This window comes from Gordonia sp. (in: high G+C Gram-positive bacteria), from assembly GCF_049299075.1.
In the GTDB taxonomy this organism is placed as follows: domain Bacteria; phylum Actinomycetota; class Actinomycetes; order Mycobacteriales; family Mycobacteriaceae; genus Gordonia.
Genome location: NZ_JBAQWU010000393.1, coordinates 1 through 13,213, shown reverse-complemented (window position 1 = coordinate 13,213; position 13,213 = coordinate 1). Strand labels below are relative to the sequence as shown.

The window sequence follows — 13,213 nt, the reverse complement described above, 5'->3', positions numbered from 1 at the left end:
CGGTGATGGTGAGCAGGTCGGCGAGCACCTGGCACGGATGGAAGCTGTCGGAGAGCGCGTTGACCACCGGGACGGTGGCGTACTCGGCGAGGTCGTCGAGCCGGTCCTGGCCGAAGGTCCGCCAGACCACGGCGTCGACGAATCGCGACAGCACCCGCCCGGTGTCGGCGAGCGACTCGTCCCGGCCCATCTGGGTGGTGGTGCCGTCGACCACCACGGCGTGGCCGCCGAGCTGAGCGATACCCACCTCGAACGAGAACCTGGTGCGCGTCGAGTTCTTGTCGAAGATCACCCCGATGGCGCGCGGCCCGGCCAGCGGTTTCGGTCCGGTCGGGTCGGCTTTGAGTCGGGCGGCGAGCGCCAGCACCTCGGCTTGTTCTTCCGGGCTCAGATCGTCATCGCGAAGAAAGTGGCGGGTCATCGGCTCACTCCTGGTTTTCCGCTGCCTGCGTGGCGGCGTCGAGAATGGCGGGCAGGGCGGCGACGAAGCCGTCCGCCTGCTCCTGGCTGAGGATGAGTGGGGGCGCGAGCCGCAGCACGTCCGGCGCAGGGGCGTTGATCAAGAAGCCCGCCGCCCGCGCGGCCGCTTCGGTCTCCTTCGAGATCGGTGCGTTCAGCACCACACCCAGCAGCAGACCGTCGCCGCGCACCCGGTTGATCTGCCGATGCCCCAGCTCCTCGATCGCGGCCGCCAGCGATTTACCGAGCGCATCGACGTGGTCGAGGAGGGCATGGTCGTCGATGTAGGTCAGCACGGCCAACGCGGCAGCGGCGGCGGCGGGGTTGCCGCCGAAGGTGGTGCCGTGGAGGCCGGGACCGAACAAGTCGGCGGCCGGGCCGGTGGCGATCACCGCGCCGATCGGCAGGCCACCGCCAAGGCCCTTGGCGAGCGTCATCACGTCCGGCACGATGCCGGCCCGCTGGTGGGCGAACATCACTCCGGTGCGGCCGATTCCGGTCTGCACCTCGTCGAGGATCAGCAGGGCGCCGTGTTCGGTGGTGATCCGCCGAGCCGCGGCCAGGTAGTCCGGTCCGGGCACCACGACACCGTTCTCCCCCTGGATTGGCTCCAGGATTACCGCGGCAGTCCGCTCACTCACCGCTGCTTCCAGCGCGGCGATGTCGCCGTACGGCACAAAATCGACGCCGGCGGGCATCGGCTCGAACGGCGCCCGCTTGGCCAGCTGCCCGGTCATCGCAAGCGCGCCCATGGTGCGGCCGTGGAAGCCGCCCTCGGCGGCGATGATCTGCGGCCGCCCGGTCAGTCGGGCCAGCTTGAAGGCCGCCTCGTTGGCTTCGGTACCCGAGTTACACAGAAAGACTTTGCTGTCGGTCTGGCCGAAGGCGTCGAGCAGCTTCTCGGCGAGCTCCACCGCAATCGGCGAGACGTACAGGTTCGAGACATGCCCAAGGGTGCTCAGTTGCGTCGAAACCGCCTGCACCAGTTCGGGATTGGCGTGCCCGAGTGCGTTGACGGCGATGCCGCCGAGTAGGTCGAGGTACTCCTTGCCGTCGGCGTCGTAGACCACCGCACCTTCGCCGCGGACCAGCGCGACCGGCGGGATGCCGTAGTTGTTCATCAGCGCGGCGGACCAGCGCTCCTGCAGTGGGGCGGTCATTTCGCCTCCTCCTTCTCCAGCAGCCCGGTTTTCTCCAACAACACCGTGGTCCCTGCGGTCGATTCAGTGAGTAGTGCGGCCAGCACGGCGTGCGGCTCGCGGCCGTCGATCACGTGGGCGGCGCGCACGCCGCCATCGACGGCGGCCAGGCACGCTTCCATCTTCGGGATCATCCCGGAGTCCAAGCGCGGCAACAGTTCCCGCACCTCGTCGGCAGCGATCGTCGACACCAGCGAGCCTTTGTCCGGCCAATCGGTGTACAGGCCCTCGACGTCGGTGAGCATGACCAGATGCTCGGCGCCGAGCGCTGCGGCCACCGCACCGGCCGCGGTGTCGGCGTTGATGTTGTGCACCACGCCGTCGTGGTCGGGTGCGATGGTCGAGATCACCGGGATCCGGCCGGCAGCGATCAAATCGTCGACGGCGGAAGTGTTGACCGCGGCGATGTCGCCGACCAGGCCAATGTCCACCTGCTCGCCGTCGACGGTGGCGGTGCGCCGGGTGGCGGTGAGCAGTTTGGCGTCCTCGCCGGTCAGCCCAATCGCGTACGGGCCGTAAGCGTTGATCAGGCCGACCAGTTCCCGGCCGACCTGCCCGAAGAGCACCATGCGGGCCACGTCCATCACCTCGGGGGTGGTGACGCGGAAGCCGCCGCGAAACTCACCCTGCAGACCCAGTTTGGTGAGCATCGCCGAGATCTGCGGGCCGCCGCCGTGCACCACGATCGGGTGAATGCCGCAGGCGCGCAGCAGCACCATATCGGCGGCGAAGGCGGCCTTGAGCGCCTCGTCGACCATGGCGTTGCCGCCGTACTTGACCACCACGCGGCGCCCGTGCAGCGCCTGCAGTGCCGGCAATGACTCCGCCAGGACCGCAGCCTTCTGTAGAGGTGTGTTCATGTCGTGTAGGCCGAGTTCTCTTCGACGTAGGCGTGGGACAGGTCGGTGGTGCGGACGGTGGCTTGCGCGTCGCCGAGACCGAGGTCGGCGATCACGTCGATGTGCAGTCCACTCAGGTCCACCTCGCGGGCGCCGGGGACGCCGGTGCCGTTCTCGCAGACCGTGAATCCGTTGAAGCTCACCGTGATCCGGTCCGGGTCGATCGTCACCGGCGCGATACCGATGGCGGCGAGTACCCGGCCCCAGTTGGGGTCGGAGCCGAACAGCGCGGTCTTGACCAGTGAGTCGCGGGCGACGCAGCGCGCCACGGTCACGGCGTCTTCTTCGGTGCGCGCGCCGGTCACGGTGATCGAGCACCGTTTGGTGACGCCTTCGGCGTCGGCCTGCATCTGGGCGCAGAGATCGTCGCACACCGCGTAGACCGCGGCGTTCAACTGTTCCTGGGTGACCTCGATGGCGCTGGCGCCCGAGGACAGCAGCAGCACGGTGTCGTTGGTGGACGTGGAGCCGTCGATGTCGAGCCGGTCGAAGGTCAGCTTGGCCGCCTCGCGCAGCGCTACGTCGAGCATCTCGGCGGTGACTTTGGCGTCGGTGGTCAAGACCACGAGCATGGTGGCCAGGGACGGCGCCATCATGCCGGCGCCCTTGGCCATACCGCCGATGTTCCAGCGGCCCGGGTGGTGCAGGGCGACCTGCTTGGCCTTGGTGTCGGTGGTCATGATGGCGTAGGCGGCGTCGGTGCCACCTTCCAACCCGCCGCCCATTTCGTGGACGATCTCGGTGACGCCGGGCAGGAGCTTTTCCATCGGCAGGCGCTCGCCGATGATGCCGGTGGAGCAGACGGCCACCTCGATGGCGCCGGTCTCGGTACCCCAGTTGGAGAGCGTCTCGGCGACGGCTTCGGCGGTGGCGTGCGTGTCCTGAAAGCCGCCAGGGCCGGTGCACGCGTTGGCGCCACCGGAGTTGAGAATCACCGCGCGCACGCGCTGGCTCTTAATGATCTCCTGGGTCCAGCGCACCGGGGCGGCCTTCACCTGGTTGCGGGTGAAGACGGCGGCGGCGGCCAGGTCGGGGCCTTCGTTGAAGACCAGCGCGAGGTCGGACTTGCCGGACGGCTTCAGACCCACGGTGAGGCCAGCCGCGCGGAAGCCGAGCGGCGCGGTGACGCCTTGGCGGCGCATCATCCGCGAGCCGAGGAGCTGCTCTAGGTGGAGTTCGATGGGGTCGCTCACGGGGCCAGTCCCACGGTGGTCAGTCCTTCGGTCTCGCCCCAGCCCAGGGCCAGGTTCATTGATTGCACGGCGGCGCCGCCGGTGCCCTTGGTCAGATTGTCCACCGCACCCACGACGGTCAGCATTCCGGACCGCTCGTCCACGGCGAGCCCGATCTGGATGGCGTTGCTACCGAGCACCGAGCCCGTCTCCGGGAACTGGCCCTCGGGGAGCACATAGACAAAGGGCTCGTCGTCGTAGGCCCTCGCATACGCCGCCCTAATCTCGTCGATGGAACCGGTGGCACGGGCGGTGACCGTCGCCAGAATGCCCCGCGACATCGGTACAAGGACCGGGGTGAAGGAGACTTCGACGGGTTGGTCGGCGACGGCCGAGAGCGCCTGGATGATTTCCGGGGTGTGTCGGTGCGTACCGCCGACGGCGTAGGCCCGCGCCGATCCGATTACCTCGGAGGCCAGCAGTTCGGCCTTGGGCGCCCGGCCCGCGCCGGAGGTGCCGGACACGGCGACCACCTGTACCCGCGGCTCGATCAACCCGGCGGCCAGCGCCGGCGCGATGGACAGAATGGAAACGGTCGGATAGCACCCGGGCACCGCAATCCGCGTCGCCCCGGACAATTCCTCCCGCGCGCCGCTCCCTGAGCCTCCCCCGCTGCTCCCTGAGCTTGTCGAAGGGTCAAGCAGCTCCGGCATCCCATACGGCCACGTGCCAGCGTGCTCACCGCCGTAGTACCGCGTCCACTCCCCCGCGTCCTTGAGCCGAAAGTCGGCACCACAGTCGATGATCAGGGTGGTCGGCGGCAGGGCGTTGGCGATCTGCGCGGACTGCCCGTGTGGGAGGCCGAGGAAGACGACGTCGTGTCCGGCCAGGATCTCCGGCGTCGTCTCGTCCAGGATGCGATCGGCCAGCGGCAGCAGGTGCTTGTGGTGCTCGCCGAGTCGACTCCCGGCGTTCCCGCCTGCGGTCAGCGCACCGATCTCCATGTCTCCGGTGGCGACGCGCGGGTGGCCGCAGAGCAGGCGCAGAATCTCGCCGCCCGCATAGCCACTGGCACCGGCAACCGCAATCCGAACAGTCATGTGAACATTATGCAACACAGTGCAATTTAATTCACTCGCGGGTTACGAACCAAACCGCACCATTCGAACACCCCAGCACTGAATCCTGGAAATCAGCCGCACCATGTGCGTCTAACACCCCGCGATCTGATGTCGGATCCACACCCGGGAAATTGTCACATGCTGTTGTTATCTTCTACTCAAAGAACGTCAATCGAACACTTGCGCACACCGGAGTGTGTAGGTAATATGGGTCATAGATAGTTCGAACGTCAATCACGGAGAGGGGCGAGTGGGATGGTTCACATCGATCGCAGCTCGCCCTGGACCAGGGTCGACCTGAAGCCGGTTGGCATGATCGAACCCGACGCCAGCGACACCAACCGCACCCAGTGCCGCGACTGGCTGGTGTACGCCTCCAACGCACGGCGCGGGCAGTCGTACCTGCATTGGGAACAGTTGCGCGGGGTCGGACAGTTCCTCGATATCGCGCTGGCCAATCTCCACGATGCAGTGATGGACGAGGGCGCCGATTTCGACCCGACCGATGCCTACTCGGTCGCACTGACCGAGATCCAAGTGATTTTCGGTATCCGCGAACCCCAGGCGCGCACCCTGGTAAATCAGACCGTCGCCATCTCCGAGCGCCTACCCCAGGTGGGCAACCTGCTGCGCGACGGGCTGATCAGCCCGGAAATGTTCGCCATCGCGGTCGCCCGCACCGCGATCGTCGACGAGACCGCCACCGTGACGGCCGTCGACGGCGCCCTCGCCGAGGCACTGCAGGCCGCCGGACACCTCTCGGAGAAGGTCGCCACCCGCGTCGCCGACCGCATCGTCGCCCAGCACGATCCCGAGGCGGTGCGCCGTCGCCGGGAGAAGGCCCAAGCCCGCAAGAACGTCACCACCCGCGACTACGCGGACGGGTTGGCCGGACTGACCATCACCACCGACGCCGAAGAAGCGCGCCTGGCGTGGGCCGCCATCAACGCTCTCGTGCAGGGCTGCTGCCCCAACGATTCACGCAGCCTGCGAGTGCGTCGTTCGGCGGCAGCCACTGCCCGGCTGCGTCGCCTCCCGTTCGCCTGTGGGTGCGGCGATGAGGCCACCTGCACCGCGACGTTGAACGAGGACGCCATCAGTGAGCGCCAAGCCCGCATCGTGATTCACGCGGTGTGCCAAAAGTCGACCCTCGAGGGCGCCGACGAGGAACCGGCGTTCCTGGACGGACACGGCGTGATCGGCGCCCAGCATGCCCGCGACCTCGCCCTACGCCCGGACGCCACCGTGCGTGACCTGGATCTCGACGGATTCAGCGCACCCGAAGACATCGCCGAATCGCCGATGCTGATCGAGAACAACACCGCCCAGCCTGCCGACCCGTACCGGCCCACCACCGCACTGGACACCGTGGTGCGCGGCCTGTTCGGCACCTGCACCGTCCCGGGCTGCGAGCGCCCGGCCTGGAGCTGCGAACTCGACCACATCGACGAATTTGACCAGATCTGCCCGGTTTCCGGTGGTCCGACGTGCCTGTGCAATATCGCCCCCAAATGCAAGCTCCACCACATTCAGAAAACCAGCGTCGGAGCCGCCAACCCCGCCGATGGCTTCGTCGACGACCTGTGGATCGACGACGACGGCACCTTGTGGACCTCGATCACCACCCCGCACGGGTTCACCGTGGAGACCGCCGCCCCCGGGCAGTGGCTGTTCCCACAACTCGACGGCGTCAAATGCCTCCACCAGCCCCAAGCGCCACCTGAGTCAGCCGTACCCCCGGACGCCGGTCCCACCGTCCCTTCCGGCGGCGGCCTCCAAGCCGCCACCGCGTACAAACACGCCTGGCGCCGCGCCGAGCGCGCCCGCCTCCGGCAACAACGCGAACGCGAAGCCCGCGAAGACCCCCCACCCTTCTAACTGTCCCGCCCCACACCCGTCTCCGCCGGGCTCTACCACGTAGGACCGGCGAGACGGGCCCCAGTCATGCACTCCGACGTCATGCACTCCGACGTCATGCGCTCCGACGGAACTCGTCGTACGTACTGGCGAGATGCGCCAGCAGGGCGCTGCGGAAGTCGTCGTTCGCAAAGAACAGGTCAAAGAGGACTCCGTTCTTCGAGTGTCGGTCGACGATGAGGTCCTTTAACCGCTCATCCAGGATCAGCTCGAACTGGCTGCGATCGTTGTGCAGCGCAACGGCTTTCATCTCATCGTCGTCGAGGAGCACGGCACGCTGCTGATCGATCCACACTTTGTCTGGCTCCCCCAGGTCGGCGCCGTACTTGTCGTTCATCAGGTCGATCAGCGCCGACAGTCGGTCTTTCTCCGGCTCGCCGGCCGAACCCTTGCCCTCACCGGGGAGGGCGACGGCCGGGTCGGTGTCGTCGCCCAGATCGATCGAACCCTCATCGGTCACCGACAGCCGCAGGTGCGTCAATTGCACCGAGCGGCTCAGTTGCGGCATTGGATCGCTGTCGGCGGCCGGCAGGTCGGCGAGTAGCAGCTTTCCGAACAGGAACAGTCGTTCCAGGTCGGGGTCGGTCCACGACATCACTTGCGAGACAAAAGAATAGGCGCGGCAGTATTGGGTGAGCTTCGCCCGGAACTCGCTCTGCGCGTCCTCGTCGAGCAGCACGAACCGCATGACGGCCGGTGCCACGTTGGCGTAGATCTGCGGCTGCAGCGCCGGGTCGTCGGACAGCAGCGCCGTGGTGGCCGCGGTCATCTCGTCGACGGAGAGCACCTGCGCCGACATCAGATCGTGTTCCATCGTGTACAGCACGTTGGGGTCGGTCGGCTGCGCGAGTGACTGATCGTAGAACGGTTCGAAGGACTGCTGGATCTCGTCGGCGGTGTTCGCGAAGTCGAGGACAAAGGTGTCTTGTTTGCCTGGACGGGTCCGATTCAGTCGAGACAGCGTCTGCACCGCCTTCACCCCGTGCAGCTTCTTGTCCACGTACATCGTGTGCAGCAGCGGCTCATCGAAGCCGGTCTGATATTTCTCGGCCACCACCAGCACCTGAAAGTTGTCCCGGAACTCGGCGGGCAGCGCCGATTCGGGAAAGCCGTTCATCAGGGACTCGGTGTAGCTGAGCTCCGGTGCCTCCGGGTCGATCACGGTGCCAGAGAAGGCGACCAGCGCGCGCAGCGGGTGCGCCCCGGCGTCGTAGCCTTTGCGTTCGATGTAGCCGTCGATGGCTTGCTTCATCCGTACCGCGTGCAGCCGCGAACGGGTCACGACCATCGCTTTGGCGCGGCCGTCGATCTTGCCCGCTGTCTTGGCCCGGAAGTGCTCGACGATCACCTCGGCTTTGGCCTGGAGCATGTACGGGTGCAGTGAGGCGAACCGCGCCAGTGCTGCCCGCCCCTTGGAGGTGTCCAGTTCGGGGTCGTCGGAGCCGGCGTTAGCCAGCTTGTAGTACGTCGAATAGGTGGTGTAGTTGGCGAGCACGTCCAGGATGAAGCCCTCGTCGATGGCTTGGCGCATCGAGTAGGTGTGGAACGGCTCCTTGACCCCGTCCGCATTGCGTTGCCCGAAGGTTTCCAGGGTCTTCGGTTTGGGGGTGGCGGTGAAGGCGAAGAACGAGAGGTTGCGCTGTTTGCCGCGCTGCCGGGCACTCTCGAGTAGCAGATCGTCGGCGTCGGCGGCTTCCTCGGCTTCGGCCTCGGCGAATTCGGCCGCGTCCAGGGCGTCGGCCTTCCCGCCGAGCACCGATTTGAGCTTCTTCACCGAGTCGCCGGTGGTCGACGAGTGCGCCTCGTCGACGATCACCGCGAACCGGCGGCCGGCGATGGCCCGTCCCTGCCCCTCAGCGGCTTCCGCGGCCGCGACTTTGGCGACCACCGGGAACTTCTGCAGTGTGGTGATAATGATGCGCGCCGCATTGCCTTCCAGCGCTTCTTTCAGTTGGGCGGAGTGTTTGTCGACGCGGACGATGGTGCCCGGCGTGTGGTCGAGTCCGGCGACGGTGTCTTGCAGTTGCCGGTCGAGCACTCGCCGGTCGGTGATCACCACGATCTTGTCGAAGATCGGCTGATCGGCGGCGTCGTGCAGCCGGGACAGCGCGTGTGCCGACCACGCGATGGTGTTCGACTTGCCCGATCCGGCCGAATGCTGGATCAGCCGGTCGACGCCCGGCCCGTCGGCGTAGGTCGCGGCCAGGATCGCCCGGACCGCATCCCACTGGTGGTAGCGCGGGAACAGCACGGTGCTGCCCTGCGCGTGAATGAAGTTTTCGATCAGTTGCAGCCAGGCGTCGCGCTGCCACACCTGCTCCCATAGGTAGGCGGTCTGATAGCCGTCCGACGGCGGGTTCCCGGCCGCCCCGGGCTGTCCCGGCCCGGCCGAGCCCTGGTTGAACGGGAGGAAACGGGTCTGCTCCCCGGCGAGTTGGGTGGTCATCGCCACCCGGTGCGGGTCGACGGCGAAGTGCACCAGCATGCGGTTGGCGAAGATCTTGTCGTGCGGGTTGCGGTCGGCACGGTACTGGGTCATCGCGTCGTCGAGGTTCTGTCCGGTGAGCGGATTCTTCAGCTCCGCCGACGCCACCGGAATCCCGTTGACCACCAGCGCCAGATCCAGCGAATCGGCAGGCTTGGACTCCGAGTGATGCAGTTGCCGAGCGACGACGAGACGATTGGTGCGGTATCGCTCGATCAGCTCCGGTGCGAGGGTGTTGGCCGGCGCGAACCAGCACATCCGCACGGTGACCCCGGAGTCTTTGACGGTGCCGCGCAGCACACTCACGGTGCCGCGATGGTCGATCGCATCGGCCAGGGCTTTGAGGAATCGGCTACGGGCGGTCGATTCGCCGCCGTGCCGGGCGACCAACTGCGCCCAGGCCTTCGGCTGTGACGCCTGGACGTAGGCGATCACCTCGCCGGGAAACAGGCCGAGATCGCGGTCGTAGTCGCTCGACGCCACCGACCCCCAGCCATGGGCCAGGAGGTGGGCCTCGATATTGCCCTCGAACGTCGCTTCGGTGGTGTTGCTCATAGCTACTCCGGAATCGTCGAACCCGCGGTGGTCACATCCAGCTCCCCCGTCACCGCCGCAGTGATCAGGGAAGCCTTGTACTCGGCGAGGAGGTCGATGGACGTCATCAGCTGTGCACTCCGCTCACGGTTTTCGATCGTGCCGCGCTCCCAGTCGGCAACCAGCGCACGCTGTCTCGCCATCGGGATCACGGGAATTGGTACGCCGCGCACATCATCGCCCCGAATGTTGACCATCGAGTCCGACGTCCCTGTTGCTGCAAGGTGGAATCGATCTCTGGTGCGACGGGATTGACCGACAAGCGAGACGAACCGCGGCTCTACCCGATCGTCGATCTCCAGCCGCATAATCTTGTCGCAAAGAATGAGCCTGTCGCGTACCCCTTCCGGCACAACAGTGAAGTACCCGACACGATCAGGTGAATTCGCTCGCGTAACCAGCAGGTCACCCGGGAGCAGCCGGTACTCGAGCCGTGGACTGACATCATCCGGCAGTCGCTTGTTCTCCCGCTCCTGGAAGTGGCCGCGTTGCACCGCGCTCACCTTCACGACGCCCCATTCGCCTTCATCTGCTCCCGCAGAATCACATTGCGGACTCCATCCCTGCTCGATGCCAGTGACGAATGTCCCGAGCCGGACCCACGGAAGGTCCACAACCTGCAGCAAGAGATCATCGGCAATCGAATTCTGCGCTGTGGCCACGAGGTTCACCTGCTCGCGGCGGGCGGCGATGATCCGGTCGATCCGGGAGACCCGGTCGTCGAGGAAGTCCGCGATCCGCCGCTGCTCGTCCTCGGCCACCAGTGGCACCTCGATGCCCATCAACTCAGTCGGATTGATCGCCGGATAGCTGACACCCACGCTACGAGCCACGATTGAGTCGACAACCTGATCACTGCGGCAACAGTACGTCAGGTACCGGCCGTCCCCCGCGAGACTTCGCAAGATCGCAAAACCAGTACTGAATACGAGTGGGACCGATGTCTCGGGGACCGCTGCGATCGCCCGCAAATAGGTCCGCACTGTCGACACCAGAGTGTCTCCCGGCCCAGCCAATCGACGTGCACGACTAGGGGCCTGGTCGAAAGTGATCATCTCCGTCGGAATACTCACAGCTCCATTGCTGCTGACTGCCGAAATGTCTACATAGTGGAACTCAAATTCGGGTGAAGTACCGTCGCTTAGGATCTCTGGCCGAAGTGACGCCACATAGCGAAGTGGAGCAGTTGTCACAGCCCCAGCCCCTGCATCCAGCCCTGGATCTGTTCTTCCAAGTCCCTAATCTCGGCAGCGATCTCGGCAACGGGGCGGGGCGGCTGATAGACGTAGAACTGGCGGGTGAAGGGGATTTCGACGCCAATTTTGGTTTTGGCGTGGTCGATCCAGGCGTCGGGGACGTACGGGTGAATCTCGTCGCGCAGGTGCTGTTCGGCGGCCTGCGTCAGAACCTTGGCGCGGGCGGCGTCGTCGAGGTCGAAGAAGCCGGGCGGCACCGGAATGTTCTCCTGATCGCGCAGGTCGGGGTCGGGCTCGGCGCCGCCGCGTTTGGTGATGATCGGGGCGTCCGGGTCGGCGATCGCGCATGCTTTGGCGAAAGCCTTCTTGTCTTTGGCGGACAGATGCTTGACCTCGGCGAGCAGGGTCTTCTCGCTGGCAAAGGTGCGGCCGAGTAACCCTTCGACAAGCTCAGGGGGCGGGGACGGCTCAGGGAGCGGGGACGGCTCAGGGAGGAGGGACAGGGCTTCGGGGGTTACCTCCCAGCGGCGGCGGAGGGGGCGCTCCACCGTCACGCGCTGGAAGGCGAAGGCCTCGGGGGGCAGCACCTTGACCTTGGCGTCGTCGGCGAACTCGTCGGCGGCGCCGCCGTAGAGCTGCGCGATCTGCGTGATGGCGTCCGGGGTGAGTTCTTTGCGCTTGTCGCCCAACGACTTTCGCATCTTGCTACCCAGCTCGCGGGCATCGATCAAGCGGACCTTGCCGCGCATGCCGTCGCTCTTGCTGTTGCTCAGCACCCACACGTAGGTGGAGATTCCGGTGTTGTAGAACATCTGATCCGGGAGGGCGACTATGCCTTCGAGCCAGTCGTTCTCCAAGATCCAGCGGCGGATCTCCGACTCCCCCGAGCCGGCCGCGCCGGAGAACAGCGGCGACCCGGACAATACGATGCCGATACGCGAGCCGCCCGGCTTCATCTTGGCGATCATGTGCTGCAGAAACAGCAGCGAGCCGTCGGAGACACGTGGGGTGCCGGCCCCGAAGCGGCCGGTGAAGCCCAGCTTGTCGCGCTCGTCCTCGATCTTCTTGGCGTACGCCTTCCAGTTGACGCCGTAAGGCGGATTGGCCAGCAGAAAATCGAAACTCTGCCCGGCGAAGGCGTCGTCGGTCAGCGAATTGCCGTGCGCCATTTGCTTCGGATCGGTGTCTTGCAGCATCAGATCCGACTGGGCGATGGCCCAGGTCTCGGCGTTGAGTTCCTGGCCGTACACCTTGACCGTCGCGTCCGGGTTCGCCTCGGTGATGCCGTGCAAGGCGCCCATCAACATGCCACCCGTGCCGGCCGCGGGGTCGTAGACCGTGCGCACCGGCTTCGGGTTCTGCGTCAGCTCGTCGTGGGTGCGGCCCTGCAGCAGCAGGGCCACCATCAGGTCGATCACCTCGCGCGGCGTGTAGTGCTCACCCGCCGTCTCGTTGCTCATCTCGGAGAACTTGCGGAGCAGTTCTTCGAAGATGTAGCCCATCGCCTCGTTGCTCACGAAGTCCGGCCGCAAATCGAGGTCGGCGAAGTCGGCCAGGACCGGGTACAGGATGCCGGCGCGATCCATGCGGGCGATCTTGTCGTCGACGTTGTACGCCTCCAGCACCGCGTACGCGTCCGGAGACAGCCGTCGGATGTAGCTGGCGAGCTGTTCGGCCAGTTCTTTGTCGTTGGCCAGCATCGTCGGGAAGGTCAGCGGCGAGAGGCTGTAGAACCGTTGCCCGGCAGCACGTTTCAGGAGCAGATCGATGCCGCCGTCCGGAGCCTGCCCAAGGGTTTTGCGGTCCGGCTCCAGGGCACCGACGCGCACAGCCTCGTCGATCACCGCGTCCCGGGTCGGGGCGAGGACCGCGTCCATCCGGCGCAGCACCAGGAGCGGCAGCATCACCGATCCGTACTCGTGCTGTTTGAAGGTGCCGCGCAACTTGTCGGCGACCTTCCAGACGAATGCGACCTTGTCCGAAAAACCGACCGGCGCCATGCTGCCCCTTTGCTGTTAGGTGTTGTCCTGGAGCCTATGTTGCGGTGCCGACAGGGGGTGGTTTCGACACGGCTCAACCGGCGACAAGATCGGCTCCGACTGTGGGTGGTTTCGACACGGCTCAACCGGCGACAAGATCGGCTCCGACTGTGGGTGGTTTCGACACGGCTC

8 protein-coding genes and 1 pseudogene are annotated in these 13,213 nt (G+C 66.1%); 1 reads left to right on the top strand and 8 read right to left on the bottom strand.

Features of this window, described 5'->3' with window-relative positions; all coding sequences use genetic code 11:
- From WAW85_RS12610 to argC, 5 genes and pseudogenes are all read right to left on the bottom strand, one after another.
- Window positions 1-421: pseudogene (locus WAW85_RS12610) on the bottom strand (ornithine carbamoyltransferase); the annotation flags it as partial.
- Window positions 422-425: 4 nt separating this feature from the next.
- A complete protein-coding gene (locus WAW85_RS12605; protein WP_422559951.1) occupies window positions 426-1,619 on the bottom strand; it encodes an acetylornithine transaminase in 1,194 nt (397 codons plus the stop codon).
- Entirely contained in the window at window positions 1,616-2,518 is a 903-nt protein-coding gene (gene argB, locus WAW85_RS12600) for an acetylglutamate kinase (protein WP_422559950.1), read from the bottom strand. Before argB ends, WAW85_RS12605 begins: the two co-directional genes overlap by 4 nt.
- On the bottom strand, window positions 2,515-3,702 hold the full coding sequence (argJ, locus tag WAW85_RS12595; protein WP_422559952.1) for a bifunctional glutamate N-acetyltransferase/amino-acid acetyltransferase ArgJ: 1,188 nt from the start codon (window positions 3,700-3,702) through the stop codon (window positions 2,515-2,517). Before argJ ends, argB begins: the two co-directional genes overlap by 4 nt.
- A gap of 44 nt (window positions 3,703-3,746) precedes the next feature.
- Complete coding sequence (gene argC, locus WAW85_RS12590) at window positions 3,747-4,829, bottom strand: N-acetyl-gamma-glutamyl-phosphate reductase (RefSeq protein ID WP_422559949.1); 1,083 nt, start codon at window positions 4,827-4,829, stop codon at window positions 3,747-3,749.
- A gap of 333 nt (window positions 4,830-5,162) precedes the next feature.
- Between argC and WAW85_RS12585 the strand changes: the two genes are divergently transcribed.
- Entirely contained in the window at window positions 5,163-6,728 is a 1,566-nt protein-coding gene (locus WAW85_RS12585) for a DUF222 domain-containing protein (RefSeq protein WP_422559948.1), read from the top strand.
- 94 nt (window positions 6,729-6,822) lie between these two features.
- On the opposite strand, the gene WAW85_RS12580 is transcribed toward WAW85_RS12585, so the two are convergent.
- The 3 genes from WAW85_RS12580 to WAW85_RS12570 form a co-directional block, all read right to left on the bottom strand.
- A complete protein-coding gene (locus WAW85_RS12580; protein ID WP_422559947.1) occupies window positions 6,823-9,807 on the bottom strand; it encodes a type I restriction endonuclease subunit R in 2,985 nt (994 codons plus the stop codon).
- Between the two features lie 2 nt (window positions 9,808-9,809).
- Window positions 9,810-10,628 carry a hypothetical protein gene (locus WAW85_RS12575; protein ID WP_422559946.1) on the bottom strand — a complete coding sequence of 273 codons (819 nt, stop codon included), beginning with the start codon at window positions 10,626-10,628 and terminating at the stop codon, window positions 9,810-9,812.
- A 407-nt stretch (window positions 10,629-11,035) separates the two neighbouring features.
- Window positions 11,036-13,042 carry a type I restriction-modification system subunit M gene (locus WAW85_RS12570; RefSeq protein WP_422559945.1) on the bottom strand — a complete coding sequence of 669 codons (2,007 nt, stop codon included), beginning with the start codon at window positions 13,040-13,042 and terminating at the stop codon, window positions 11,036-11,038.
- Window positions 13,043-13,213: the final 171 nt, after the last annotated feature.

Coding starts and splice junctions, on each gene's coding strand:
- WAW85_RS12605 (WP_422559951.1), bottom strand. CDS start 1,619: ATGACCGCCCCACTGCAGGAGCGCTGGTCCGCCGCGCTGATGAACAAC.
- argB (WP_422559950.1), bottom strand. CDS start 2,518: ATGAACACACCTCTACAGAAGGCTGCGGTCCTGGCGGAGTCATTGCCG.
- argJ (WP_422559952.1), bottom strand. CDS start 3,702: ATGATGCGCCGCCAAGGCGTCACCGCGCCGCTCGGCTTCCGCGCGGCT.
- argC (WP_422559949.1), bottom strand. CDS start 4,829: ATGACTGTTCGGATTGCGGTTGCCGGTGCCAGTGGCTATGCGGGCGGC.
- WAW85_RS12585 (WP_422559948.1), top strand. CDS start 5,163: ATGATCGAACCCGACGCCAGCGACACCAACCGCACCCAGTGCCGCGAC.
- WAW85_RS12580 (WP_422559947.1), bottom strand. CDS start 9,807: ATGAGCAACACCACCGAAGCGACGTTCGAGGGCAATATCGAGGCCCAC.
- WAW85_RS12575 (WP_422559946.1), bottom strand. CDS start 10,628: ATGGGCATCGAGGTGCCACTGGTGGCCGAGGACGAGCAGCGGCGGATC.
- WAW85_RS12570 (WP_422559945.1), bottom strand. CDS start 13,042: ATGGCGCCGGTCGGTTTTTCGGACAAGGTCGCATTCGTCTGGAAGGTC.